We start from the raw sequence: 25,616 nt of genomic DNA on the forward strand, positions 1-25,616 counted from the left end.
CGGGTTGGGTTCGCGGGGGTGTCCGCGGCATGGATGCCGCGGCCAAGCCTCCAGGGACGGATTCACGGCGTCCCCCGCGAATCCAACCCGCCCCGCCAAACCCTCAGCCCAGCTGTTGCCGTTGCTTCGGCTTCAACGGCGGGTGCAGGGCCGCAGGCCCTGCACTGCAAAACCCCTTACTTCCCCCGCAGCCGGCTGTGCCTGAACCCGTAGCAGAAATAGATCACGAAGCCGACGAACGTCCACACGCCCATCAGCATCCAGTTGTGCATCGTCATCGCCGACAGCAGGGCAAGGCAACTCAGCACGCCCAGGCTGCAGATCAGCCACGCCATCGGCATGCGGAACGGACGCGGCAGGTCCGGCTGGGTACGGCGCAGGATCAACACACCGGCGCAGACTGCGGCGAACGCGATCAGCGTGCCCATCGAGGTCAGCTCGCCCAGGATGTCCAGCGGGAACAGCGCCGCCAGCAGCGCGATGCCGATGCCGGTGATCACGGTGTTGATGTGCGGAGTGCGGTACTTCGGGTGGATCTTGGTGAACACCGGCGGCAGCAGGCCATCGCGGCCCATGATCATGAAGATGCGCGGCTGGCCGATGATCATCACCAGCACCACCGAGGACAGGCCGACCAGTGCGCCGACTTCGACCACCCAACGCAACCAGCCCAGCTGCGGATGCGCGGCCACCGCGGTCACCACCGGCTCGTCGGTGCCCAGCAGCTGGAACGGCACCAGGCCGGTCATCACCGCGGCCATCGCGATGTACAGCACGGTGCAGATCACCAGCGACAGCATCATGCCGAACGGCATGTCGCGCTGCGGGTTCTTCGATTCCTGCGCCGCCACCGACACCGCCTCGAAACCGATGTAAGCGAAGAACACCATCGCCGCACCGCGCAGCACGCCTTCCATGCCGTACTTTCCGGGGCCTTCGTTGGCGGGAATGAACGGGGTCCAGTTGCTGGTGTCCACGTACTTCCAGCCGACCACGATGACCAGCACGATCAGGCCGGTCTTCAGCACGACCATCGCCATGTTCATCGCCGAGGACTTGCTGATGCCGACGTAGCACAGCCAGGTCAGCAGCAGCACCAGCGCGGCGGCGGGCAGGTTGGCGATCGCACCGGTCGGGCGCAGCTGCGCGTCCAGTGGCGCGCTGACCAGCGCCGCCGGTAGATGGATGTCGAATTGGCTGAGCAGGCTGAGGAAATAGCCGGTCCAGCTGACCGCGACCGCCGAGGCGGAGACGCCGTACTCGAGCACCAGCATCCAGCCGATGAACCAGGCCGAGAGCTCGCCGAAGGTGGCGTAGGTATAAGTGTAGGCACTGCCGGAGACCGGCACCATCGAGGCGAATTCGGCGTAGGCCAGCGCGCAGAAGGCGCAGCAGATGGCCGCCAGCACGAACGACAGCATGATCGCCGGGCCGGCGTGGTTGGCGGCGGCCTGGCCGGTGATGACGAAGATGCCGCCGCCGATCACCGCGCCGATGCCGAGGGCGGTCAGGCCCCAGGGCCCGAGGTGGCGGCGCAGGCTCAGGCCGTTGGCGTCTTCATGGGCGGCATGCGGGTGCTTGGTGGCCCACAGTTGCTTGAACATGTGTGGTGGTCTTGTCGAAGCGCGCCACAGGCGGCGCGCGGGGAAAACGGACGGGCCGGCGCGAGGCCGGCCCGTAGGCGGATCAGGGCGACTTGGCCAGCTTGCTGTTGCGGATGCCGTAGCCCAGGTAGATCAGCAGGCCAAGCAGCGTCCAGCCGACGAACAGGTGCCAGTGCACCACGAACGCCTGCCAGAACAGGAACAGGCAGGTCGCCGCGCCGAGCGGGCAGATGACCCACACCATCGGCACGCGGAACGGGCGGTGCAGGTCCGGCTTGGAATAGCGCAGTACCAGCACGCCGATGCAGACCGTGGCGAAGGCCAGCAGGGTGCCCATCGAGACCAGTTCGCCCAGCACGTTCAGCGGCACCAGACCGGCCAGCGCGGCGGCGATCACGCCGACCACGATGGTGGCGACGTACGGGGTGCGGAAGCGGGCGTGGACCTTGCCGAAGAACTTCGGCAGCAGGCCGTCGCGCGAGATGGTGTAGGCGATGCGGGTCTGGCCCATCATCATCACCAGCACCACCGAGGACAGGCCGGCGATGGCGCCGATTTCCACGAAGGTCTTCAGCCAGGCCAGGGTCGGGTAGGGCTCCAGCGCGGTGGCCACCGGCTTGTCGGTGCCCAGCAGGTGGTACGGCATCATGCCGGTCAGCACGGCACAGACGATGATGTAGACGAGGGTGCACACGGCCAGAGAGCCGAGCAGGCCGATCGGCATATTGCGCTGCGGGTCCTTGGTTTCGCCGGCGGCGGTGGAGACCGCATCAAAGCCGATGTAGGCGAAGAACACGATGGTGGCCGCGCGGAACACGCCGCTCCAGCCGAACTCACCCGGCACGCCGGTGTTTTCCGGGATGAACGGCTGCCAGTTGGCGGGGTCGATGTGGGCCGCGCCGATGCCGATGAACAGGCAGATGACAGTGACCTTGATCGCCACGATGATCGCGTTGACGAAGGCCGACTGGGTCACGCCCACGTACAGCAGGCCGGACACCGCCGCCACGATCAGCACCGCCGGCAGGTTGAACAGCTTGCCCGAGGCGGTGAACTCGCTGCCGGTCCAAGCGATGGGAGCGGCACTGAGCGCATCCGGGAACGGCATGTGCAGAGTGGTGGTGATGAAGCTGATCAGATAGGCCGACCAGCCCACGGCGACCGAGGCCGAGGCGAACAGGTATTCCAGCACCAGGCACCAGCCGATGAACCAGGCCATGCCTTCGCCGAGGGTGGCGTAGGAGTAGGAGTAGGCGCTGCCGGAGACCGGCATCATCGCCGCGAACTCGGCGTAGCACAGGCCCGCCAGGGCGCAGGCGAAACCGGCGATGACGAACGACAGCATCACTGCCGGGCCAGCGTGGTTGGCCGCAGCCTGGCCGGTCAGCACGAAGATACCTGCGCCGATCACCGCACCCACGCCAAGCAGGATGAGGTGTTTAGCCGTGAGGGTCCGTTTCAACGTGGCTTCGCCGTCCAGGCTGCCTTCGATGGGTTCGCCAGCATCGACGTGCCCGGCCGGTTCAACCGGCTTGACCCTCAACAGAGCTTTCAGCATGCAGTACTTCCTAGTGATCGGATTGGGTGGGCCGCCGATACGTTGCCGGCAACCCTGGAATGGTGAAGGCCGCGCGAACGGCCCGCTGTACCTTAGCCAAAGCTGAAGCCAACGCACAAGCGCAATCGCAACAATGAACGGCGATAATGAGCAGTCATGTTCCCGTTCCCGCCCATTCATGAGCCAGACCGCCGAAACCCTTGCCGTGCTTGACGATCGCCTGCGTCAGCTGTTGCACGACTATGCCCGCCGCGAGCCGGCCCACGACGCGCTGGCTGCCGAATTCAGCACATTGCTGGACGATCCGGAAGATCCGTTCCGGCGCGAACGGCTGGCCGGCCACTTCACTGCCAGCTGCTGGCTGGTCAGTGCCGACGGCCAGCGCCTGCTGCTGACCCACCACCGCAAGCTGCAGCGCTGGCTGCAGCTGGGCGGCCACGCCGACGGCGACCGCGACCTGGCCCAAGTGGCGCTGAAGGAAGCTGAGGAGGAGTCGGGCCTGAGCGGCCTGGTGCTGGAAGATCCTGCCATCTTCGACCTGGACAAGCACTGGATTCCGGAGCGCAAGGATGTGCCGGGCCACTGGCACTACGACGTACGTTTCGTGATCCGGGCGCTGGGTGGCGAGGCCTTCGTGCTCAGCGAGGAGTCGCTGGAGCTGGCCTGGCGGCCGGTGACCGAGGTCGCGGCCGATCCGGAATCGGACGAATCCATGCAGCGCATGGCGCGCCGGTGGCTGGCGCGTTGAAGAAAAAGGGGACGGAGGGGATTAAGTCGTTTATGCCGCATGTGCCGCAAACGACTTAATCCCCTCCGTCCCCTTTTTTTCAGTACAGGATGCGCGTGCGCAGCGTGCCCGGAATCGCGGCCAGCTCGTCGCGCACGGCGGCGGCCTGTTCCTCGCTGGCGGTGATGTCGATCACCACGTAGCCCACCTTCGGGTCGGTGCGCAGGAACTGGCCGTCGATGTTGACGTTGTGGCGCGAGAAGATCTCGTTGACCTTGGACAGCACGCCCGGCACGTTCTGGTGGATGTGCAGCAGGCGCAGGCTGTCGGCGTGCTCGGGCAGGGTCACCTCGGGGAAGTTGACCGCCGACAGGGTGCTGCCGTTGTCGCTATAGCGCACCAGCTTGACCGCCACTTCCACGCCGATGTTGTCCTGCGCTTCCAGCGTGCTGCCGCCCACGTGCGGGGTCAGGATCACGTTGTCGTGGCGGGTCAGCGGCGATTCGAAGATATCGCCGTTGCCCTTCGGCTCGACCGGGAACACGTCCAGCGCGGCGCCGCCGACGTGGCCGCTGGCCAGCGCGGCATCCAGCGCATCGATGTCGACCACGGTGCCGCGCGCGGCGTTGATCAGGTGCGCGCCCTTGCGCATCTTCGCCAGCTCGGTGCTGCCGATCATCCACTGCGTGGACGGGGTCTCCGGCACATGCAGGGTGACGATGTCGGCGCGCGCCAGCAGGTCGTCCAGGCTGGCCGCTGCACGGGCATTGCCCAGTGCCAGCTTGGTTTCCACGTCGTGGAAGATCACCTGCATGCCTAGCGATTCGGCCAGCACGCCGACCTGGGTGCCGATGTGGCCGTAACCGATGATGCCCAGCGTCTTGCCGCGCACCTCATGGCTGCCGCTGGCCGACTTCGACCAGCCGCCGCGATGGCATTCGGCATTCTTCTGCGGAATGCCACGGGTCAGCATGATCGCCTCGGCGATGACCAGCTCGGCCACGCTTCGGGTGTTGGAATAGGGTGCGTTGAACACCGGGATGCCGGCCAGCTCGGCCGCGTCCAGGTCGACCTGGTTGGTGCCGATGCAGAAGCAGCCCACCGCGATCAGGCGCTTGGCCTCGGCCAGCACTTCGGCGCTGAGCTGGGTGCGCGAACGGATGCCGACGATGTGCGCCTCGGCGATGCGCGCCTTCAGTTCGTCCTCGGGCAGCGCCTTGGTGTGCGCTTCGATCTGGCTGTAGCCGGCGGCGCTGAACACCTCCACGGCGGTCTGGCTGACCCCCTCCAGCAACAGCACACGGATATCCTGCTTCGGGAACGAGGTCTTCTTCGGCGACATGGGGCAACACGGCCAGTGGGACAGGGGCTGACCACTATGCCAGATCGTGCCGCCCATGGTGCAGTGCGCAATTGGTTGCATCCGTAGCTATCTGCGCGGCTGCGGGGCTGGACGCTGGCGCGTGCCGCTGGCACGCTTGCCCGTTCTTCACGCACCGCGCTGGACTGTCATGACCGATTCCCGCATTGCCTCGCTGCAGCAGGCCTGTCCCGGCCTGAAGCTGAAGACCGACCCGGCCGACCTGGAGCATTACGGGCGCGACTGGACCCGGCGCTGGACGCCGGCGCCGCTGGCGATCGCACTGCCGGCCACGGTCGAGCAAGTGCAGGCGGTGATGCGCTGGAGCGCAGGCGAGGGCGTGGCCGTGGTGCCGTCCGGTGGCCGCACCGGCCTCTCGGGTGGTGCGGTGGCCGCCAACGGCGAGCTGGTGCTCAGCCTGGAACGGATGAACAAGGCACTGGCCTACGACGCGGTCGATCGCACCCTGGTGGTGCAGGCCGGCATGCCGCTGGAGGCCCTGCACAACGCCGCGCTGGACCACGGCCTGATCTACCCGGTGGATTTCGCCGCGCGCGGGTCGTGCACGATCGGCGGCAACATCGCCACCAATGCCGGCGGCATCCGTGTGATCCGTTATGGCAACACTCGCGAGTGGATCGCGGGACTGAAAGTGGTCACCGCTGACGGCGAGCTGCTGGAACTCAACAAGGGGCTGATCAAGAATTCCAGCGGCTACGACTTCCGCCAGCTGCTGATCGGCTCAGAGGGCACGCTGGGTGTGATCGTCGAAGCCACGGTGAAACTGACCGACCCACCGCCGGCCAGCAACGTGATGCTGCTTGCGCTGCCCAGTTTCGATGTGCTGATGCAGGTGTTCGCCGCGTTCCGCGCGCGCCTGCAGCTGCAGGCCTTTGAATTCTTCACCGACCGGGCGCTGGAGCACGTGCTGGCGCATGGCGCGCAGGCGCCATTCGACGAGGTGCATCCGTACTACGTGGTCACCGAGTTCGCGGCCGGCGACGAGGCCCAGGAAGCGGCGGCGATGGCGGCCTTCGAGGACTGCATGGGCAATGGCTGGGTCAGTGACGGCGTGATCAGTGCCAGCGACGCCCAGGCCGCGCAGCTGTGGCGCCTGCGCGAAGGCATCACCGAATCGCTGGCGCGCTACAAGCCCTACAAGAATGACGTCTCGGTGCGGATCTCGGCGATGCCGGCGTTCCTGGCCGAGACCCAGGCACTGATCGGGCAGGCCTACCCGCACTTCGACGTGGTCTGGTTCGGCCATATCGGCGATGGCAACCTGCACATCAACGTGCTCAAGCCGGACGACACCAGCGACGCCGATTTCGTGGCGCAGTGCGAGCAGGTGACCAAATTGCTGGCCCAGGTGCTGGCCCGCTTCTACGGCAGCATCTCGGCCGAGCACGGCATCGGCCTGGTCAAGAAGGGCTACCTGGACAGCACCCGCGGCCCGGCCGAGATCGCGCTGATGAAGGCGGTCAAACGCGCGTTCGATCCCCAAGCGCGGCTGAATCCCGGCAAGCTGTTCGACGCTTGAGTCGGGCAAATCCTTCACGTACCCGTTACGCTCCACGCACCTTCACAACCGGCTTTGAACCGATGACCCGTCCGCTCCTGCTGCTCGCCCTGCTGTCCCTGCCGCTGGCCGGCTTCGCTTCCAGCTTCGCCGGCACCTCGGCCGGCTCGGCCACCGGTGCGTCCTCCGGTTCGTCGGGCAGCAGCTCGGGTGACGACAAGGTGGTGCTGGCTGCACGCGACGATGCCGCTGCGTTCGTCGCCAGCGATGGCCAGATCCGTGGTGCCCGCCTGCAGGCCGCGCTGGTCCACCTGCGTGAGCAGAGCACTGCCGCACAGCAGCAGAGCGATCTGGAACTGGCCCGCGCGCTGCTGGCGCGTTGATCCCGACTTCGGGTAGTGCCGGCCGCTGGCCGGCAACGCCATGACATCTGCACGGAACGCAGCCACGCATGGCGTGGCTCTACTGCTGATCGCTCATGTCGCGCACGCGGCTGATCGCCTGCAGCTTGATCCGTCCGGTCTCGATCCGGCGCAGCACCAGCTCGCCAGCCAGACTCTGACCGACGTACAGTCACTGCTGCCTGATGGCCTGCTGCGTGCATTGCCGGCACAGGTCCAGGTGCGTTGGAGTGATGACCTGCCGGCTGATGTGCATGGCCGCGCCTTCGCCGGTCGCATCACGTTGCGCCGCGATCTGCTGGATGATGCCGTGCCCGGTGCGCGCCGCGCACGCCGCAGCGCGCTGGTACACGAACTGACCCATGTTGCCGACCGTACGGGGGCGAACTGGTCGCGCAGTGTGCGCTGGCGTGATCTGGCCGGGTGGCAGCGCAAGCCCTGGCATCTCGGCCGTGGCGATAACGGCTTCCGTGACCGTAGTCCGGACGCCTATGAACTGAAGGATCCGGCCGAGTACCTGGCAGTGAACGCCGAGCATTTCGTGCTCGACAGCGAGTTTGCCTGCCGGCGCCCGGCACTGGCGCAGTGGTACCAGGCCCATTTCGGAACCCCGCCATCGCTGCCGCAGTCGCACTGCGCGACCACGCTGCCATTGCTGCAGGCTGAGTCGGAAGAGGGGGCTGGATCGCTGCTGCAGCTCGATCCCTCGCGTGTCTACGCCGTGGATTACCTGTTCGCCGAAGGCAGTGCGCAGCCGATGAGCCGCTGGGGCCACAGCATGCTGCGGCTGGTGATCTGCCGGCCGGGCCGTGCGCCGGGGCCGGATTGCCGGTTGGACCTGGAGTACCACCGTGTGCTGTCGTTCCGCGCTTTCGTGGGCGATGTACAGATTTCCAACTGGCGTGGCCTGACCGGTGGCTACCCGTCGCGACTGTTCGTGCTGCCGCTGCAGCAGGTGGTGGACGAGTACACCAAGGTCGAGCTGCGCGGGTTGCAGTCGCTGCCGTTGCAGTTGTCGCCCGGCGAGATCGCCAGCCTGCTCGAACGCACTGCGCAGGTGCACTGGAGCTACGACGGGCGCTACTACTTCGTCAGCAACAACTGCGCGGTGGAAACCGCCAAGCTGCTGCAGGCCGGTGTGCCGCGGCTGGGCGAGGCCGGGCTGGCCCAGCTGAGTCCGCGCGGTTTGAAGCGTCGGCTGTCGCAGCTGCATGTGCTGGACGAGCAGTTACTCACGGACCGCAATGCAGCGCAGGCGCAGGGCTACTACTTTGCCTCGGTGCGCGATCACTATCAGCAGTTGTTCGCGGTGGCCGCGGCCCAGCTGGCATTGCCCGCACGCGATGTGCGCGGCTGGCTGAAGCTGCCCGCACAGCAGCGTGCGCTGTGGTTGCTGCAGGGGGATCTACGTGCCAGCGCCGGGTTGCTGCTGCTGGAACAGGCTGCGCAACGGCGCGCCGAGCTGCGCGCGCGCGATGTGCTGAAACGGCGCCTGCTGGCCGCACCGGACAGTGCCGAGACCCGGGGCCTGCGCCAGTTGCTGGAGCAGGGTGGGCAATGGCTGCGCCCGGGTACGCTGCTGGCGGACGGCGGCTACGGGTTGCCGCTGGCCGATGAGCAGGCGTTGCTGGCCGAAGCGGTTGCCACCGCCAGCGCACAGGCGGTGCCGGCCTGGCAGGCGCTGCGCGTACAGCTGCGTCAGCAGCTGCCGGAGAAGCAGCGCAACGAAATGGATGCGATCGACGCCAACCTCGTCGCGCTCGCTGCCCGCCTGCGGGAACAGGCAGCCACGCCGGCTATTGGCGCGGCAGCTCGATGACGAAACGGCTGCCACCAGCGTTGCCTGCCGTGCAGTAGACGCGGCCACCATGCGCATCGGCAATGGCCTTGACCACTGCCAGGCCGAGCCCGCTACCGCCGCCCTGGCGCGAACGCGAACCGTCGGCACGCATGAACGGAGTGAAGATGTCCGCGTGCAGCTCAGGGTCGATGCCCGGGCCCTCATCCTCGATCGCTACCTGCACATGGCCCGGTGTGTCATGCACGGCAATCCGCACCTTGCCCGGGCTGGCATAGCGGCGCGCGTTCTCCAGCAGCGCCAGCAGCGCCTGGCGCAGGCGGGTCGGGTCGCAGTGCGCGTTGTGTTCTTCGCGGCTGGTTTCCAGCTCCAGCACGAAGCCGGCGGCGCGGAACTGGGGATCGACCAGGGTCATCACCGAATGCACCTCGGCCACCACGTCGGTACGCGCGCGGCGCACGTCCAGCCGCGCATTGTCGGACAGGCTCAGCACGCGGAGGTCTTCGATCAGTCGTGACAGGCCCTCGACCTGGGCGAGCAGGCTGCGGAACTGTGATTCGTCTGGCTGGAACACACCCTCGGCCAGGCCTTGCAGGCGGCCGCGCAGGATCGTCACCGGCGTCCGCAGTTCATGGGCGATGGCTGCATGCCACATCGCACGCTCGCTCTCCACGTGCTGCAGTCGCCGCGCCATGGCGTTGAAGTCCTCAACCAACGTGGCCACTTCGCCCGGTGAGTTCTCTTCGACGCTGGCGCGCGCACCCAGATCGCCGCCGGCCAGCGCGCGCACGCTGTCCACCAGCGAATTCAACGGTGACAGGATGCGGTGGGCGAGGCGGAACGAGGCGGCGATGGCCAGCGCCAGGCCGGTCAGGATCACGCCGACCATCCATGCCAGTTCAGGGCCGGTCGGCAGCCAGCTTTCCGGCTCCTCGGTAGTGCCGGGGAAGAATTCGACCAGCACTGCGTACAGCAGCCACGACGACAGGATCATCATCACGATGACGCCGATCACCATCAGCGACATCGAGACGATGATGTGGCGGCTGAGCCCGGAGCGGCGCAGGCGGGCCATCAGCGGTCGGCCATCAACCGGTAGCCGACGCCACGCACGCTGGCCGGCACATTGACCATGCCCACTTCATCCAGCTTGCGGCGCAGCTTGCTTACATGGCTGTCGACCGTGCGCTCCAGCGCCTCGCTTTCCGGCAGGCATTCGTGCATCAGTTCGCTGCGGCTGAAGATGCGGGTCGGCGCCAGCGCCATGCAGTGCAGCAGCTTGAACTCGGTGAGGGTGAGCAGCACTTCGTGGCTGTAGCCTTCGCCTTCCACGTGCACGGCGTGGGTGGCCGAGTCGATCAGCAGCGGGCCCACGCGCAGTGCGCTGGGCGCATCCGCGCGTGAGGCGCGCAACGTACGCCGCAGCACGGCGCGCACGCGCGCCGCCACTTCGGCCGGATTGAACGGTTTGACCACGTAGTCGTCGGCGCCCATGCGCAGTGCCGTCAGCTTGTCCAGGTCCTGGTCCAGTGCGGTCAGCATGATCACCGGCGTTTCGCCGCGCTGGCGCAGCTGGGTCAGCACGCTCCAGCCATCCAGGCGCGGCAGCTGCACGTCAAGCAGGACCAGGTCGGGGCGGGCGCTGCGGTGCAGGTCCAGGGCGGTGTGGCCGTCGGCGGCGCGCAGCGTGCGCAGTCCTTCGCGTTCCAGATAAGCGGTGAGAATATCGGCGATCTCGGCCTCATCCTCGACGATCAGGACGAGGGCGGCGAGGGCAGGGGCGGCATGCATGCAGGGGCGGGGCCTTAAGGTGCTTGCCTCCATCGTATCTCCACAGTTCCTCCATCGAAACCCCATCATCGCCACGCACACTGGGTTCTTCAGAACCTATCAGCCGCCCGTGCGGCATTGTGCACAGCAATGAGAACCTTCAGGACTCCGGTCGCGTTGATCGCGGCCCTCGCCCTGGCCATGACGGCCTGCTCCACCCCCGAAGCCACGCCCGAAGCCGCACCCCGCGTGAGCGTGGTTACCGTCGGCCCGCAGGTGGTACAGCGTGACGACGAACTGCCTGGCCGCGTGGCCGCCGTGCGCACCGCGCAGATCCGAGCGCAGGTGGGTGGCATCGTGCAGCGCCGGCTGTTTGACCAGGGCGCGGAAGTAGACGCCGGCCAGGCCCTGTTCCAGATCGATCCGGCGGCCTTCCGTGCCGATGTCGATTCGGCACTGGCCGCCCTGCAGCGCAGCGAGGCAGCCCTGGGTCGCAGCCGCGTGCAGTCACAGCGCCTGCATGCACTGGCCGCCGCACAGGCCGTCAGCCAGCAGCACCGCGACGACGCCAGTGCCGAGTACGAACAGGCCCGAGCCGCGGTGAACGAAGCGCGCGCGATCCTGGCGCGTCGCCAGCTCGACCTGCGCTATGCCACGGTCAGCGCGCCGATTGCCGGCCGCATCGACCAGGCGCTGGTGACCGAAGGCGCACTGGTCGGCGTTGCCGATGCCGAGCCGATGGCGGTGGTGCAGCAGATCGACCAGGTCTACGTCGATGTGCGCCAGCCGGCCGCGCAGCTGGAGTCGCTGCAGCGCAGCGCCGCCGGTGGCGGCGAGTTGCCGGTAACCATCATCGGCGCCGCCGGCAAGCCATTGTCCGAGCGGGGCCAGCTGCTGTTCTCCGGCATCAACGTCGATGCGCGTACCGGTGATGTGATCCTGCGCATCCTGGTCGACAACCCGCAGCGCCAGCTGCTACCCGGCATGTACGTGCGCGCGAAGGTGCCACGCGGTGCCCCGGCCAGTGCACTGACCGTGCCGCAGCAGGCCGTGCTGCGCAGTGCTGGTGGCCAGGCCTATGCCTGGGTGATCGGCGCCGACGGCAAGGCGGTGATCCGCACGCTGGAGGTGGACGGCAGCGTTGATCGCCAGTGGCTGGTGCGTACCGGTCTGAAGGCGGGCGAGAAGGTGGTGGTCGAGGGCCAGGAACGCCTGCAGGAAGGCGTGGTGGTCGATGCGCGCGACTGGCAGATGCCGGTCGCAAGCGCCGGTGCAATGCAGGCCGGCAGCAAGGGCTGAGCCTTTCCCGGGCCGGTCCCTCCAGGGAAATCCAACATGGCACGTTTCTTCATCGATCGCCCGGTGTTCGCCTGGGTGCTGGCGATCTTCATCATCCTGGCCGGCGTACTGGCGATTCCGCGCTTGGCCGTGGAGCGCTATCCGGCGGTTGCGCCGCCCAGCGTCAGCATCTACGCCAGCTACCCGGGTGCCAGCCCGCAGACGCTGAACGATGCGGTGGTCGGGCTGATCGAGCGCGAGCTGTCCAGCGTCAAGCACCTGCTGTACTTCGAATCGTCGGTGGACACCTCCGGCGAAGCATCGATCACTGCGACCTTCAAGCCCGGTACCAACCCGGAGCTGGCGCAGGTGGATGTGCAGAACCGGATCAAGGCGATCGAGCCGCGCCTGCCGCGCAGCGTGCGCCAGAACGGCCTGTTCGTGGAGGCCGCCGATTCCGGCTTCCTGATGCTGGTCGGCCTGCGTTCGCCGGATGCCAGCGTCAGCGAAGCCGCGCTGGGCGATTTCATGGCGCGCAACATCATCGAAGAGCTGCGCCGCATCGATGGCGTCGGCCGCGTGCAGCTGTTCGGTGCCGAACAGGCGATGCGCGTTTGGCTGGACCCGACCCGGTTGACCGGCTACGGCCTGACCATGGGCGATGTGGCCACCGCCATCGAGCAGCAGAACCTGGAGATCTCGCCGGGACGCGCCGGTGATTCGCCGGGTGTTCCGGGCCAGCGCATCACCGTGCCGCTCAGCGCCGACGGGCAGCTGTCCACGCCGGAGCAGTTCGCCGCCATCGTGCTGCGCGCCGGGGCAGACGGTTCACGGGTGGTGCTGGGCGATGTCGCCCGCGTCGAACTGGGCGCACAGAGCTATGCGTGGGGCACCCGCGAGGATGGCCACCCGGCGACCGCCGCCGGCGTGCAGTTGCGTCCTGGCGCGAACGCAGTGCGCACCGCGTCGGCGGTACGCGAGCGCATGGCCGAACTGGCGCCGCTGCTGCCGCGCGGCGTGGAGTCGAGCATTCCGTTCGACACCGCACCGTTCGTGAAGATCTCGATCCAGAAGGTGGTGCAGACGCTGCTGGAGGCCATGCTGCTGGTGTTCGCGGTGATGTACCTGTTCCTGCAGAACTGGCGCTACACGCTGATTCCGGCGCTGGTTGCACCGATCGCGTTGCTGGGTACCTTCGCGGTGATGCTGGCACTGGGCTTCTCGATCAACGTGCTGACCATGTTCGGCATGGTGCTGGCGATCGGCATCATCGTCGACGACGCGATCGTGGTGGTCGAGGGCGTGGAACGAATCATGGCCGAGGAAGGACTGCCGCCGCGCGAGGCCACCATCAAGGCGATGCGCGAGCTGACCGGTGCTGTCATCGGCATCACCCTGGTGCTGACCGCGGTGTTCATTCCGATGGCCCTGGCCAGCGGCTCGGTGGGCGCGATCTACCGCCAGTTCACCGTGGCGATGGCGGTGTCGATCCTGTTCTCGGCGCTGCTGGCATTGAGCCTGACGCCGGCACTGTGCGCGACCCTGCTGCGCCCGAACACCCATGGTCATCATGGTCGGGGCGGGCTGTTCGGCGCCTTCAATCGTGGCTTCGAAAACATGACCGGGCGCTACCAGCGTGGCGTGGCTTCGGTGCTGCAGCGCAGTGGGCGGGTGATGGGCGTGTTCGCCGCACTGGTAGCGGCGCTGCTGCTGGGCCTGCACTGGCTGCCGGGTGCATTCCTGCCGGAAGAAGACCAGGGCTATTTCATGACATCGATCCAGTTGCCGGCCGAAGCGACGGCCGAGCGCACGCTGGCCGTGGTCGAGGCCTACGAGCGGCATGTGGCCTCGCGCCCGGGCATCGGCTCCAACCAGTCGATCCTTGGCTACAGCTTCTCTGGCTCCGGCCCCAGCGCGGCGCTGACCTACACCATGCTCAAGGACTGGGGTGAGCGTGCAGGGGCCACCGCAGCCGGCGAAGTGGAGGCCGCGCAGAAGGCGATGGCCACGATTGCCGAGGGCGAGGTGATGAGCGTGATGCCGCCGGCGATCGATAGCCTGGGCCGTTCGTCCGGCTTCTCGCTCGCCCTGCAGGCGCGTACCGGGCAGAGCCAGGCCGAACTGCGCGCGGCCCTGCAGCAGCTGCTGAAGCTGGCCGAAGCCAGCCCGCTGCTGTCGGAAGTGCATGCCGATGGCCTGCCGGCCGGCACCAGCGTGCGGCTGGATATCGACCGCGCCAAGGCCGAGGCGATGGGCGTGGGCTTCGAACACATCAGCAGCACGCTGTCGGCGGCAATGGGCTCGCAGTACGTCAATGATTTCCCCAACAAGGGCCGGTTGCAGCAGGTGATCCTGCAGGCCGATGCACCCCACCGGATGGAGCTGGAGGATGTGCTGAAGCTGTACGTTCGCAACAGCGAAGGCGGCATGGTGGCGTTGTCCGAGCTGGTGACCCCGCACTGGACCGAGGCGCCGCTGCAGCTGCAGCGCTATCTCGGTTTCCCGGCGCTGAACCTGTCCGGTGCACCGGCATCCGGTGTTTCGACCGGCCAGGCGATGGCGGAGATGGAGCGGTTGGCGGAGAAGCTGCCGTCCGGCTTCGCCCTGCAATGGACCAGCCAGTCGCTGCAGGAGCGCGAATCCGGTGCGCAGGCGCCGTGGCTTCTGCTGCTGTCGATGCTGGTGGTGTTCCTGGTGCTGGCGGCACTGTACGAGAGCTGGTCGATTCCGCTGGCGGTGATGCTGGTGGTGCCGTTGGGCCTGCTCGGTGCGGTCGCCGCCGTGTTGTTGCGCGGCATGCCCAACGACGTTTTCTTCAAGGTCGGCATGATCACGGTGATCGGGCTGTCGGCGAAGAACGCGATCCTCATCGTCGAGTTCGCACGCCAGCTGCAGCAGCAGGGCCGTGGCCTGGTGGAAGCGGCGCTGGAGGCGGCACGGCTGCGCCTGCGGCCGATCGTGATGACCTCGCTGGCGTTCGCGCTGGGCGTGGTGCCGCTGATGCTGGCGCAGGGCGCATCGAAGGAAACCCAGCAGGCGATTGGAACCGGTGTGTTCGGCGGCATGGTCAGTGCGACCGTGCTGGCGGTGTTCTTCGTACCGGTCTTCTATGTAGTAGTGCAGGGCGCGCGGCAGTGGATCGCGCAACGCCTGCGCAGGCGCCGGCCGATGCCGGAAGGATCCGTGGATGGAACGGGACATCGTTGAAGACCTGGATGAGCGGCAGCTGGCATTGCTGGAACAGCGCCTGCGGCAGGCATTGCTGGATGACGACCACGATGCGCTGACCGCGCTGGTATCGCCGGCCTTGTTCATGATGGACGGGCAGGGCGGGCGAATGCTCGATCTGCCCTGGCTGGGCGACTGGCTGGCCGGGAACCTGCGGGTGAGCAGCCTGCAATCGTACGCGGTGGAAACGCTGCTGTGCGGACGCCTGGCATTGTTGTCCAGCGACGTGTGCTTGTCGGTGCGCGGGCAGGGCCAGGAGCGCGAGCTGAAACTGCGCCTGCTGCGGGTCTGGACCTGCAGTTCCGGCGACAGCGGCGCGCAGCTGCTGTCGATGGCGGTACTGGCCGTATGAATGCGGTCAGGCCGCTTTCAGGCCCCGGTCACCGGCAGGTGGTAGGGTCGAAGATCTCTGTAGTGTCGACAAGGAGTCGAGCCATGCGTGTAGTTCCCAGTCTGTTGGCAGCCTCCCTCGGGTTGGTCCTGGCCGCGTGCCAGCCGGCACAGCCACCCGCTGCGGGTGGCACTGATGCCGCGCCTGCCACGCCGCAGCCGAGCCCCAGCACCGAAGGTGGCAGCGAGACCGCCTACCAGTGTGGTGATCTGAGCGTGCGCGCGACCTTCAATGGCGAGGATGCGGCGACGGTGGTGATTGGCGAACGTACCTTCGCCATGACCTCCGAGCGTGCGGCGTCGGGCGCGAAGTATGGTGATGGCCAGGGCAACAGCTTCTGGACCAAGGGCAGCGATGACGGCCTGTTGAGCCTGAAGGGTGAAGCCGACCGCGAGTGCTATGCGGTGGAAGCCACCGAAGGCGATGGAAGCGCCGGCAATGCCGCGTTCCGTGCCACCGGCAATGAGCCCGGCTGGCTTGCCGTCGTTGACGGCGATGCGCCGGGCCTGCAGGTGGAAGTCGACTATGGCGAGCGCCGCTTCGATGTGGCCAAGCCCACCGAAGGCGCTGACGGCTGGAGTGGCAAGGCGTCCGACGGTACCGATGTCAAGCTCAGCTTCCAGCGCACCACCTGCCAGGACGACATGAGTGGCGAGGCATTCGATGCCAAGGTGAACCTGACAATCGGCACCCGCCAGTACCACGGTTGTGGCAATTTCGGCGCGAAACAGCCGTAAGCCGTCTGTAGAGCCGAGCCCACGCTCGGCTGCAGTGCCTGTGCAGCACAACGCAGCCGAGCGTGGGCTCGGCTCTACACAACTACTACCGATGCGCTGCTTGCTGCCTGCGGCGAACACGCCGCAAGCAGGGGCAGGCAACCGATCAGCGCAAGGCGCTTAGTCGGCACGCCCAGCGAATTCGCCGGTGGCGGTGTTCACCAGCACGCGCTCGCCGTTGACGATGTACTCCGGCACCATGATTTCGATGCCGGTGTTGAGCTTGGCCGGCTTCGGGCGCTTGGTGGCGGTGCCACCCTTCAGTTCCGGCGGCGTCTCGATCACTTCCAGCACCACCGAGGCCGGCAGCTGGATCGCCACCGGCTGCTCGTCGATCACCTGCACGTAGATGCCGGTCAGGCCGTCGGTGATGTAGCCGGCATCGTCGCCGATCACGTCCGCGTCCAGGGTGTACGGGGTGTAGTCCTCGTCATCGAGGAACACGAACGCATCGCCGTCCTTGTACGAATAGGTGGACTGGCGGCGCAGCAGTTCGACCTCGACCAGGTTGTCGTCGGCATCGAAGCTGGCGTCGAGCTTGTTGCCGCCCGGCACGCTGTACATGATGAAGCGGAAGCGGACGTTGCCGCCGCGACCCTGCGGCGAGCTGCGCTCGATGTCGCGGATCTGGTACACGCCGTTGTTGTACTCGACGACGTTGCCCTTCTTGATGTCGTTGGCTTTCATGGTGATCTAGGTGGTTGGGGGAGGGCGCCGTCCCGGCGCCCGGGGGAATCACTTCGGAGCGAGGCGGGTAGCGCCGTCCAGGCGGATGGTCTCGCCGTTGAGGTAGGTGTTGCCGAGGATGAAGCCGACCAGGCTGGCGAAGTCTTCCGGCTTGCCCAGGCGCGACGGGAACGGGATCGACGCCGCCAGCGACTGCTGCACCGCTTCGGGCATGCCATCGACCATCGGCGTCCAGAACACGCCCGGGGCAATCGTGTTGACGCGGATGCCGAAGCGCGACAGTTCGCGCGCCATCGGCAGCGTCATCGAGATCACGCCGCCCTTGCTGGCGGCATACGCGGCCTGGCCGATCTGGCCTTCATAGGCGGCGATGCTGGCGGTGTTGATGATCACGCCGCGCTCGCCGTCGGTGCCGGCCTCGTTGTGCTGCATGCGGTTGGCCGCGGCCTTTGCAACGTTGAAGCTGCCGACCAGGTTGACCATCACCGTGCCCTGGAAGCCGGTCAGCGGCATCGGCCCTTCTTTGCCCAGCACGCGGCCGGCGCCGAGGATGCCGGCGCAGTTCATCGCCACGTTCAGGCCGCCGAGGAACTCGTGGGCCTGGTCGATGGCTGCGGAGACGGCCGCTTCATCGCTGACGTTGACGTTGAAGTAGCGGGCCGAGTCGGCACCCAGCTCGACCACGGCGGCCGCGCCCTTGTCGTCGTTGAGATCGAACAGGGCGACCTTGCCGCCGTTGGCGACCAGGTGCTGGGCCACGGCCAGGCCGAGGCCGGAGACGCCGCCAGTGATCACGGCACGTACGGAAGACAGCTGCATTGAACGGTCCTGCAGGTTCGAGAACCGCCGATTCTAACGGAAGCCGCGACCGCCGCTGTTGTGCACTGCGCCGCCGGTGCAGGGCGGCGCAGTGAGGCGGTCAGCCGGCGGCGGCCAGCGCCTGGCCGGTGCGGCTGGCGGTGGCGCGTCCGAGCAGACCGGCCAGCCAACGGCCGGTTTCGGCCAGTGCTGGCAGGTCTACGCCGCTGTCCAGGCCCAGGCCCTGCAGCAGGTAGACCACGTCCTCGCTGGCGACATTGCCGCTGGCGCCCTTCGCGTACGGGCAACCACCGGCGCCGGAGACGGCGCTGTCGACCACGCGCACGCCTTCTTCAAGGCAGGTGGCGATGTTGGCGATGGCCTGGCCATAGGTGTCGTGGAAGTGCACGGCCAGTGCGGCCATCGGAATCTCGGCGGCAACCGCCTGCAGCATGGCCCGTGCCTTGCGCGGGGTGCCGACGCCGATGGTGTCGCCCAGCGAGATTTCGTAACAGCCCATCTGGTGCAGGGCGCGCGCCACCCGCACCACGTCGGCCAGCGGCACCTCGCCCTGGTAAGGGCAGCCGAGCACGGTGGAGACGTAGCCGCGCACGCGCACGCCATCGGCGGCGGCACGGCGCAGGATCGGTTCGAACCGGGCCAGCGACTCGTCGATGCCGGCATTGGTGTTGGTGCGGTTGAACGATTCGGAGGCAGCGGTGAACACCGCCACTTCCTCCACGCCCACCGCACGGGCGCGGTCGTAGCCCTGTTCGTTCGGCACCAGCACCGGGTAGTGGATGCCGGCCCGGCGCTGGATGCCGGCGTAGACCTCGGCGGCATCGGCCAGCTGCGGGATCCACTTCGGGCTGACGAAGCTGGTCGCCTCGATGCTGCGCAGGCCGGTGGCCGACAGGCGGTTGATCAGTTCGATCTTGTCGGCGGTGGACACCGACTGCTTTTCGTTCTGCAGGCCGTCACGCGGGCCGACCTCGACGATGCGGACGTAGTCGCTCATGCGGCCACCTCCATCACCACGCCGATCTGCAGCGGCGCCAGTGCCTGCAGGAAGAAGGCATTGCTGCGCGCCAGGTCGGCGCTGGTCAAACCAAGATGATCGAGCATGTTCAGGCTTCCGTGACCCAATGGGGGGCGCGCTTGTCGAGGAAGGCGCCCAAGCCTTCCTGGCCCTCGGCGGACACCCGCAGACGCGCGATCAGGGCGGCATTATCGCGATCCAGGGCATCGCGGTCATGGCTGTCGCGCACCTGCCGCACCAGCTGCTTGGCGCTGGAAGAAGCGATTGGGCCAGCCTTGTCGAGCAGGGCCAGCTGGCGTTGCACGGCCTCGTCCAGGCGTTCCGGCTCGACCAGCTGGTGGACCAGGCCGATGCGCAGTGCGGTATCGGCGTCGAAGTGCTCGCCGGTGGCGAACCAGCGCCGCGCCTGGCGTGGGCCAATGGCCTCGATCACGTAGGGCGATATCACCGCTGGCAGCAGGCCGAGGCGGCTTTCGGTCAGGCCGAAGCGGGCAGAGGTGCTGGCGATGGCGATGTCGCAGCAGGCGACCAGGCCGACGCCGCCTCCGAAGGCCGCGCCGTGGACCCGGGCCAGGGTCGGCTTGGGCAGCTCGTCCAGGGTGCGCATCAGCCGCGCCAGGGCCAGCGAGTCCTCGCGGTTGTCGGCCTCGCTGGCGGCGGCCATGCCACGCATCCACTGCATGTCGGCGCCGGCCGAGAAGGAGGCGCCGTGGCCGGCCACCACCACCGCGCGGACCGCATCATCGCGGCCGGCGGCTTCCAGCGCGGCGGTCAGTCGCGAGATCAGGCCGGCGTCAAAGGCGTTGTGCAGCTCCGGCCGGTTCAGCCAGAGGGTGAGGACGGCGCCGCTGCGCTCGATCTGCAAAGCATCGTTCATGGGATTCCAGGGTCACTCCATACCTGTATGGATCATAGCGGGCCATTGGTCATGGGCCATGACGCGACGCGGGAATGTTAGAATCGAGAACCATTTACATCCAGCAGAGAATGCGCTAGATGACGCTGTCCGAACTGCCGCTGCACGCCTCGGCCGTGGTCGAGTCCGTGCAGGACCTCCATGCCAACGATGCCATTGCCCGTCGCCTGCGCGAGCTGGGTTTCGTGAAGGGCGAGGAAGTGCGCCTGGTGGCCAAGGGCCCGGTCGGTGGCGAGCCGCTGCTGGTGCAGGTCGGGTTCACCCGGTTTGCGCTGCGGATCAGTGAAGCCAAGCGCGTCGTGGTCGACGCCAACCGCCAGGAGCGTCGCGCATGACCGCTGCAGCCTCTACCGCGCCCCTGCGCATTGCGCTGGTCGGTAACCCCAACAGTGGCAAGACCGCGCTGTTCAACCAGCTGACCGGCAGCCGGCAGAAGGTTGCCAACTACACCGGCGTCACCGTCGAGCGCAAGGAAGGCCGCCTGCGCGCGCCGTCCGGCCGCGAGTTCGCCGTACTCGACCTGCCCGGTGCCTACAGCCTGCACCCGGCCAGCCTGGACGAGGCGATCACCCGTGACCTGTGCCGGGGCTTCTACCCGGGCGAGGCCGCACCGGACGTGCTGCTGTGCGTGATCGACGCCACCAACCTGCGTCTGCACCTGCGCTTCGCGCTTGAACTGCGCGAGCTGGGCAAGCCGATGGTGGTGGCGCTGAACATGGTCGATGCGGCCCAGCGCCGTGGCATCCAGGTGGATGTGGCCGCGCTGGAGCGCGAACTGGGTGTGCCGGTGGTGGAAACCGTGGCAGTGCGCAAGCAGGGTGCCAAGGCCCTGGTCGAGCGCCTCGATGCGATGGTGCCGCACCTGGATGCGCCGGTGCCGGGCCCGGAAGGTGGCATCGACTATCACGCCAAGGTGCGCGAGATCCTGTCAGTGGCCGTGCGCATGCCGGCGCGGACCGCGAAGATCGACGACGCGCTGGACCGCTGGCTGCTGCATCCGGTGTTCGGACTGATCAGCCTGGCGGTGGTGATGTTCCTGATCTTCCAGGCGGTGTATGCCTGGGCGACGCCGTTGATGGACGGCATCGAGGCCGGTTTCGCCTGGCTTGGTGCTTTCGTCGGTAGCGTGCTGCCGGAAGGCCCGCTGGCCAGCCTGCTGACTGACGGCATCATCGCTGGCGTCGGTGGCGTGGTGGTGTTCCTGCCGCAGATCCTGATCCTTTTCTTCTTCATCCTGGTGCTGGAGGAATCCGGCTACCTGCCGCGTGCGGCGTTCCTGCTCGACCGCATGATGGCCGCCGCCGGCCTGTCCGGCCGCTCGTTCATCCCGCTGCTGTCCAGCTTCGCCTGCGCGGTGCCGGGCATCATGTCCACGCGCAGCATCCAGGACCCGCGTGACCGCCTGGCCACGATCCTGGTCGCGCCGCTGATGACCTGTTCCGCACGCCTGCCGGTGTACGCGCTGCTGATTGGTGCGTTCATCCCACAGAAGACGGTGTGGGGCGTGTTCAACCAGCAGGGCCTGGTGCTGTTCGGCCTGTACGCGGCGGGCATCCTCAGTGCGCTGGCGATGTCGTGGATCATGAAGAAGTGGCGTCGCGACAAGAGCGAGCACCCGCTGATGCTGGAGCTGCCGTCTTACCGCCTGCCGCACGTGCGCGACCTGGCGGTCGGCCTGTACGAGCGCGGCATGATCTTCCTCAAGCGCGTCGGCGGCATCATCCTGGCGCTGACCATCCTGCTGTGGGTGCTGCTGTCGTTCCCGGCGGCTCCGGCTGGCGCCACGATGCCGGCCATCGACTACAGCTACGCCGGCCAGATCGGCCATGCGATGGCGGTGTTCTTTGCGCCGCTGGGCTTCAACTGGCAGATCTGCATTGCGCTGATTCCGGGCCTGGCCGCGCGCGAAGTGGCGGTGTCCTCGCTGGCCACCGTGTACGCGCTGTCGGCGGCCGATGACGATGCCGCCAGCCAGGCGCTGACCCCGCTGATCAGCGACGGCTGGTCGCTGGCCACCGCGCTGTCGCTGCTGGTCTGGTACATCTACGCCCCGATGTGCATCTCGACGCTGGCCACCATCAAGCGCGAGACCAATTCGTGGAAGACGATGGCCTTCTCGGCGCTTTACCTGTTTGCTGCGGCCTACGTGGCGGCGCTGATCACCTACCAGGTGACCAGGGCGCTGGGAGGCGGCTGATGGATACCGGCCTGCTGATCCAGTACCTGATCATCGGGCTGGCCGTACTGGTCAGTGCCTGGGTGGTGTTGAAGAAGCAGTTCCCCGGCACCGTGCGCAAGTTGCGCGGGGTGCTGGCGCTGGCATTGCTGAAGCCGGGTCGCGCTGCCTGGCTGCAGGCGCTGGGGCGAAAGATCGCGCCGCCGGCGAGCGGAGGCGGTGGTGCCTGCGGCGGTTGCGACAGCTGCGGGCCGACGCCGCCCAAACAGCACTGACTCTGCCTTGGTAGGTGCGAACCTTGGTTCGCACGCTCCCGGGGTTCAGACCTCTCTGCGGATGATCGCCCGGAAGTTCCCGTCCTGATTCAATCGCCGCACCGACTCCCTGTTTCCATGGGTTGCCGCGAAGCCCGCCACGTCGGCAAGGGCATCGAGCAGCAGGCCTTTGAGCCCGTCGCGGTTTCCGGCTTCCAGCAGATCATCCAGATCCTGCTGGATGAAAGCCCGGCGCAGGCCCGGCGTTTCTTCGATCCGCCAGTCGACATGGGGTGTGGGAATGCTGGAGCGGTACCGGAAAGCCGTTTCAAGATCGTCAGGCGCAAGGGGATACTCGAGCAGTTCTGGAAAGTAGAGCCCGGCATTCACATAGAAGCCCCGGCTTTCGCTGGCGCGTTGGTGATTCACGACAAGCAGGGCGTCATCCAGCAAGCGGTAGCGGGTCGTCGACGTGCCGGAAAAGCCGGTCTTCCGGGCGCACTTGCTGAAGACGGTCGAGGATTTCATGGGCTTTGCCTGGGCCGGAAGCGGGGTTCACAGCCTTGAGGCGCAGTGCCTGGCGGTCAATTGGCAAACGCGACACATGGAACGTGGCCGGCATTTCATCCGCGCATGGCATGGATCTACTTGGCTTGTGAGCCCAGCTCTGCTGCCAACGCCAGCCATCGTTCCCGCTGCGCTGGGCTGCTGCTGCGCACTGCACCGAGACGGCTGATCCGCACCGGGCGGATGACGCAGAATTCCAGGATGGTGGCGCGGATCTGGGAGATGCCCGGGTCGCGGTAGATCCAGCGGTAGTACCAGGGCGGCGTATCCAGCGTGGTGATCACCCGCGCGCTGCGGCCAGCCAGCAACCGGTCCCACCACACCGAATCGCGCCGGTAGCGGAAGGCGTACCCCGGCAGCAGCACGCGATCGAAGAAGCCCTTCAGCAGCGCCGGCATCGCACCCCACCAGGTGGGATAGACCAGGACCAGATGGTCGCAGGCCTCGATCGCATCCGCGGCGTCCTGCAGGTCGGCTTCCAGCGGCTGGATCTGGCGGTAGCCATGGCGAAGCACCGGATCGAACTCGAGGTCACCCAGTGCGATCAGGCGCACCCGATGGCCGGCATTCTCGGCGGCGGTGGCGTAGCGCTGGGCGAGGGCGCCGCACAGGCTGTCGCGGTCGGGATGGCCCAGCAGGACAAGGATGGAACGGGACACGGCAACCTCGGGCAATGGAAAGTGCGCGAGGTTGGGGTCTGCCCCAGGGGCAGAGTCAAACCGGGCTCGTGCAGCCGCTGGGTTCCAGCACGCAGTCACTGCTGCCGGAGTGCAGCCACTGCTGCAGTTCGTCGCTGACCTTTTGCAAGGCGCACTCGACCTGCGCCAGCCGCGCGCGTTCGCTGGCAATGCGTGTGCGCTGCTGTTCCAGCAAGGCCAGCACCGCCGACCAGTCGAGCCGCCCATCGCGGCCCTGCAGGCGGGAGATCGCGGCCAGGGTGATGCCCAGCGCCAACGCCTGGCGGATCAACTGCACCCAGGCCACGTCCTGTTCGCTGTAGTCGCGATAGCGGTTCAGTCGCGGCACCGGCGGCAGCAGTCCGCGCGCCTCGTACAGGCGGATGGCCTTGGCGCTGGCACCGGTCAGGCGGCTGACCTCGGAAATGCGCATTGGCTCAGTCCCGCACCAGCCCGCCATCCACCACCAGGTTCTGCCCGGTCACCGCGCGTGACCACGGGCTGGCGAAGAACAGCGCGGCATCGGCGAACTCGGCCGGAGTGGTGACGCTGCGCAGTGGCGTGTTTGCGGCGATGTAGTCGAACACCGCTTCGGGCGTGGCGGCGCTGGCATCGGTGGTGCGCAGCAGGCCGCCGGACAGCATGTTCACGGTGATGCCGTGCGGGCCGAGGTCGCCTGCCAGGGTGCGGGTCAGCGACAGCAGCGCGGCCTTGGCGGCAGTGTAGTCGTGATAGGGCACCACCGGATTCTGGAACAGGTTGGTGCCGATGTTGATGACGCGACCGAAACGGCGCGCCTGCATCCCGGGCAGGGCGGCCTGCACGGTGTTCAGCGCACCGCGCACACTGCCTTCGAACTGTGCCTGGAAGGCCGGCCAGCCGATGTCGGCAGCGCTGTCGCGGGCGTCGCCATTGAACGAGAAGGCGGCCAGCGCGTTGTTGGCCACGGTGGTGACGCCCTGGCCGAAATGTGCCAGCGCGTGCTGCAGCATTGCATCGACCTCGGCGCGCTCAGTGACGTCGGCCCGCAGCGCGATCGCCTGTCCGCCCAGCTCGGCAGCCAGAGCACGTGCGGCGCCTTCGCTTCGGTGGTAGTTGATGATGACGCGCGCGCCCTGTGCGGCGAAGGCGCGGGCGATGTGCTGGCCAAGGCCGCGGCCGGCGCCAGTGACCAGCACCAGCTGTTCGCTGATCTGCATGAAGGAGCTGCCATCCATTGCATGAAAGGGCATGCAGCGTAGCAGCCATGGCGCTTGCCGGAGCGGGCGTGCTGCCGCTAGCCTGCAGGCATGAACCAGACTCCCCTGCGATTGCTCATTCACGGCGCTTCCGGGCGCATGGGCCAGGCCCTGCTGCGGCTGGCCGCCGAACATCCCGAAACCCTGCAGATCGTGGCTGCGGTAACCGGCCGTGCGCCGACCCAGCGCGTGGTCGACGGCGTGCCGTTCTTCGCGGCCAGCGAACTGTCTGGCGCGCCGGTGTTCGACGTGGCGATCGACTTCAGCCTGCCGGAGGGCTTCGACCCGATGCTGGCGCTGTGCGTGGAGCGGGGGGCGGGCCTGGTCTCGGGCACCACTGGCATCTCCAGCACACAGCGGCAGGCGCTGGAGGCCGCGGCGGCGTCCATCCCGCTGGTCTGGGCGTCGAATTTCAGCCTGGGCGTGGCGGTACTGGACGAGCTGGTCGAGCGCGCCGCGCAGGCGCTGGCCGGCTGGGACTGCGACATCGTCGAGTCGCACCACACGCAGAAGAAGGACGCGCCGTCGGGTACCGCGCTGACCCTGGGTGCGGCCGCGCAGCGGGGTGGGGCGGAGCCGCATTACGCCAGCCTGCGTGCCGGTGACATCGTCGGCGAGCATCTGGTGCAGTTCACCGGCCTGGGTGAGCGCATCGAGCTGGTGCACAGGGCCACCAACCGCGACATCTTCGCCCGCGGCGCCCTGTTTGCCGCCCGCCAGCTGCAGGGCCGCGCCCCGGGCAGCTACCGGGTGCGGGACCTGCTGCAGTAAGGCGGTAGTGGGGGGGGGGGGGGGGGGGGGGGGGGGGGGGCCGCGCGGGGGGGGGGGGGGGGGGGCGGGGCGCCCCGCCGGGC

The 25,616-nt window shown here is 67.6% G+C and carries 25 protein-coding genes and 1 pseudogene; 12 read left to right on the plus strand and 14 right to left on the minus strand.

What is annotated here, in order from left to right:
- Positions 1 to 176 precede the first annotated feature (176 nt).
- Together V3B46_RS08815 and V3B46_RS08820 are read right to left on the minus strand one after the other, a co-directional pair.
- A complete protein-coding gene (locus V3B46_RS08815; protein WP_032128776.1) occupies positions 177 to 1,604 on the minus strand; it encodes an amino acid permease in 1,428 nt (475 codons plus the stop codon).
- A gap of 82 nt (positions 1,605 to 1,686) precedes the next feature.
- Entirely contained in the window at positions 1,687 to 3,162 is a 1,476-nt protein-coding gene (locus tag V3B46_RS08820; protein ID WP_329891712.1) for an amino acid permease, read from the minus strand.
- A 133-nt stretch (positions 3,163 to 3,295) separates the two neighbouring features.
- Between V3B46_RS08820 and V3B46_RS08825 the strand changes: the two genes are divergently transcribed.
- Positions 3,296 to 3,910: an NUDIX hydrolase gene (locus V3B46_RS08825; RefSeq protein ID WP_329891713.1), complete on the plus strand. Its 615-nt coding sequence runs from the start codon at positions 3,296 to 3,298 to the stop codon at positions 3,908 to 3,910.
- 79 nt (positions 3,911 to 3,989) lie between these two features.
- On the opposite strand, the gene serA is transcribed toward V3B46_RS08825, so the two are convergent.
- Positions 3,990 to 5,231 (minus strand): phosphoglycerate dehydrogenase, encoded by a 1,242-nt coding sequence (gene serA / locus V3B46_RS08830; protein WP_329891714.1) that lies wholly within the window; start codon positions 5,229 to 5,231, stop codon positions 3,990 to 3,992.
- Between the two features lie 169 nt (positions 5,232 to 5,400).
- Here serA and V3B46_RS08835 point away from each other — a divergent pair, with 169 nt between their 5' ends.
- From V3B46_RS08835 to V3B46_RS08845, 3 genes are all read left to right on the plus strand, one after another.
- The gene (locus V3B46_RS08835; protein ID WP_329891715.1) at positions 5,401 to 6,789 is read left to right on the plus strand and encodes an FAD-binding oxidoreductase; all 1,389 of its coding nucleotides are present in this window, start codon (positions 5,401 to 5,403) and stop codon (positions 6,787 to 6,789) included.
- A 62-nt stretch (positions 6,790 to 6,851) separates the two neighbouring features.
- Entirely contained in the window at positions 6,852 to 7,151 is a 300-nt protein-coding gene (locus V3B46_RS08840) for a DUF2388 domain-containing protein (protein WP_014037036.1), read from the plus strand.
- 40 nt (positions 7,152 to 7,191) lie between these two features.
- Positions 7,192 to 8,988, plus strand: a complete 1,797-nt coding sequence (locus V3B46_RS08845) for a DUF4105 domain-containing protein (RefSeq protein WP_329891716.1) — start codon at positions 7,192 to 7,194, stop codon at positions 8,986 to 8,988.
- Here V3B46_RS08845 and V3B46_RS08850 read toward each other — a convergent pair.
- On the minus strand, positions 8,966 to 10,042 hold the full coding sequence (locus V3B46_RS08850; RefSeq protein ID WP_154263396.1) for an ATP-binding protein: 1,077 nt from the start codon (positions 10,040 to 10,042) through the stop codon (positions 8,966 to 8,968). The genes V3B46_RS08845 and V3B46_RS08850 overlap by 23 nt on opposite strands.
- The gene (locus V3B46_RS08855; RefSeq protein WP_195763248.1) at positions 10,042 to 10,758 is read right to left on the minus strand and encodes a response regulator; all 717 of its coding nucleotides are present in this window, start codon (positions 10,756 to 10,758) and stop codon (positions 10,042 to 10,044) included. Before V3B46_RS08855 ends, V3B46_RS08850 begins: the two co-directional genes overlap by 1 nt.
- 129 nt (positions 10,759 to 10,887) lie before the next feature.
- On the opposite strand from V3B46_RS08855, the gene V3B46_RS08860 reads away from it, so the two are divergent.
- From V3B46_RS08860 to V3B46_RS08875, 4 genes are all read left to right on the plus strand, one after another.
- A complete protein-coding gene (locus V3B46_RS08860; RefSeq protein ID WP_329891717.1) occupies positions 10,888 to 12,036 on the plus strand; it encodes an efflux RND transporter periplasmic adaptor subunit in 1,149 nt (382 codons plus the stop codon).
- Positions 12,037 to 12,072: 36 nt separating this feature from the next.
- Positions 12,073 to 15,222: a multidrug efflux RND transporter permease subunit gene (locus tag V3B46_RS08865; RefSeq protein ID WP_329891718.1), complete on the plus strand. Its 3,150-nt coding sequence runs from the start codon at positions 12,073 to 12,075 to the stop codon at positions 15,220 to 15,222.
- Positions 15,203 to 15,595 (plus strand): nuclear transport factor 2 family protein, encoded by a 393-nt coding sequence (locus V3B46_RS08870; RefSeq protein ID WP_329891719.1) that lies wholly within the window; start codon positions 15,203 to 15,205, stop codon positions 15,593 to 15,595. The genes V3B46_RS08865 and V3B46_RS08870 overlap by 20 nt, the downstream gene beginning before the upstream one ends.
- Before the next feature lie 83 nt (positions 15,596 to 15,678).
- Positions 15,679 to 16,371: a COG3650 family protein gene (locus V3B46_RS08875; RefSeq protein WP_329891720.1), complete on the plus strand. Its 693-nt coding sequence runs from the start codon at positions 15,679 to 15,681 to the stop codon at positions 16,369 to 16,371.
- A 159-nt stretch (positions 16,372 to 16,530) separates the two neighbouring features.
- On the opposite strand, the gene yeiP is transcribed toward V3B46_RS08875, so the two are convergent.
- The 5 genes and pseudogenes from yeiP to V3B46_RS08900 all read right to left on the minus strand — a co-directional run bounded on the left by yeiP (position 16,531) and on the right by V3B46_RS08900 (position 19,811).
- Positions 16,531 to 17,097 carry an elongation factor P-like protein YeiP gene (gene yeiP / locus V3B46_RS08880; RefSeq protein WP_005409468.1) on the minus strand — a complete coding sequence of 189 codons (567 nt, stop codon included), beginning with the start codon at positions 17,095 to 17,097 and terminating at the stop codon, positions 16,531 to 16,533.
- A 48-nt stretch (positions 17,098 to 17,145) separates the two neighbouring features.
- Positions 17,146 to 17,916, minus strand: a complete 771-nt coding sequence (locus V3B46_RS08885; protein ID WP_329891721.1) for an SDR family oxidoreductase — start codon at positions 17,914 to 17,916, stop codon at positions 17,146 to 17,148.
- Positions 17,917 to 18,016: 100 nt separating this feature from the next.
- Entirely contained in the window at positions 18,017 to 18,913 is an 897-nt protein-coding gene (locus V3B46_RS08890) for a hydroxymethylglutaryl-CoA lyase (RefSeq protein ID WP_154263403.1), read from the minus strand.
- A pseudogene (locus tag V3B46_RS08895) lies at positions 18,913 to 19,020 on the minus strand (VOC family protein); the annotation flags it as partial. The pseudogene V3B46_RS08895 and the gene V3B46_RS08890, both read right to left, overlap by 1 nt.
- Positions 19,021 to 19,022: 2 nt before the next feature.
- Positions 19,023 to 19,811: an enoyl-CoA hydratase/isomerase family protein gene (locus V3B46_RS08900; RefSeq protein WP_329891722.1), complete on the minus strand. Its 789-nt coding sequence runs from the start codon at positions 19,809 to 19,811 to the stop codon at positions 19,023 to 19,025.
- A gap of 119 nt (positions 19,812 to 19,930) precedes the next feature.
- Between V3B46_RS08900 and V3B46_RS08905 the strand changes: the two genes are divergently transcribed.
- Genes V3B46_RS08905 through V3B46_RS08915 form a run of 3 tightly spaced genes read left to right on the plus strand, consistent with a single transcriptional unit; the run spans position 19,931 to position 22,301 of the window.
- The gene (locus tag V3B46_RS08905; protein WP_032128790.1) at positions 19,931 to 20,185 is read left to right on the plus strand and encodes a FeoA family protein; all 255 of its coding nucleotides are present in this window, start codon (positions 19,931 to 19,933) and stop codon (positions 20,183 to 20,185) included.
- Positions 20,182 to 22,047, plus strand: coding sequence for a ferrous iron transporter B (gene feoB, locus V3B46_RS08910; protein WP_329891723.1), 1,866 nt, complete (start codon positions 20,182 to 20,184; stop codon positions 22,045 to 22,047). The genes V3B46_RS08905 and feoB overlap by 4 nt, the downstream gene beginning before the upstream one ends.
- Positions 22,047 to 22,301: a DUF6587 family protein gene (locus V3B46_RS08915; RefSeq protein WP_329891724.1), complete on the plus strand. Its 255-nt coding sequence runs from the start codon at positions 22,047 to 22,049 to the stop codon at positions 22,299 to 22,301. Before feoB ends, V3B46_RS08915 begins: the two co-directional genes overlap by 1 nt.
- Before the next feature lie 45 nt (positions 22,302 to 22,346).
- Here V3B46_RS08915 and V3B46_RS08920 read toward each other — a convergent pair whose 3' ends face one another.
- The 4 genes from V3B46_RS08920 to V3B46_RS08935 form a co-directional block, all read right to left on the minus strand.
- Positions 22,347 to 22,808 carry a DUF4304 domain-containing protein gene (locus V3B46_RS08920; RefSeq protein WP_154264945.1) on the minus strand — a complete coding sequence of 154 codons (462 nt, stop codon included), beginning with the start codon at positions 22,806 to 22,808 and terminating at the stop codon, positions 22,347 to 22,349.
- 116 nt (positions 22,809 to 22,924) lie between these two features.
- Positions 22,925 to 23,506, minus strand: coding sequence for an NAD(P)H-dependent oxidoreductase (locus V3B46_RS08925; RefSeq protein WP_329891725.1), 582 nt, complete (start codon positions 23,504 to 23,506; stop codon positions 22,925 to 22,927).
- 55 nt (positions 23,507 to 23,561) lie between these two features.
- Complete coding sequence (locus V3B46_RS08930) at positions 23,562 to 23,957, minus strand: MerR family transcriptional regulator (RefSeq protein WP_154263408.1); 396 nt, start codon at positions 23,955 to 23,957, stop codon at positions 23,562 to 23,564.
- Between the two features lie 4 nt (positions 23,958 to 23,961).
- On the minus strand, positions 23,962 to 24,723 hold the full coding sequence (locus V3B46_RS08935; RefSeq protein WP_489686285.1) for a 3-oxoacyl-ACP reductase: 762 nt from the start codon (positions 24,721 to 24,723) through the stop codon (positions 23,962 to 23,964).
- 90 nt (positions 24,724 to 24,813) lie between these two features.
- Between V3B46_RS08935 and dapB the strand changes: the two genes are divergently transcribed.
- Entirely contained in the window at positions 24,814 to 25,533 is a 720-nt protein-coding gene (gene dapB / locus V3B46_RS08940) for a 4-hydroxy-tetrahydrodipicolinate reductase (RefSeq protein ID WP_106467918.1), read from the plus strand.
- The last annotated feature ends 83 nt before the right edge of the window (positions 25,534 to 25,616 follow it).

The organism is Stenotrophomonas sp. SMYL11, assembly GCF_036320005.1.
Taxonomy (GTDB): Bacteria; Pseudomonadota; Gammaproteobacteria; order Xanthomonadales; family Xanthomonadaceae; genus Stenotrophomonas; species Stenotrophomonas maltophilia_A.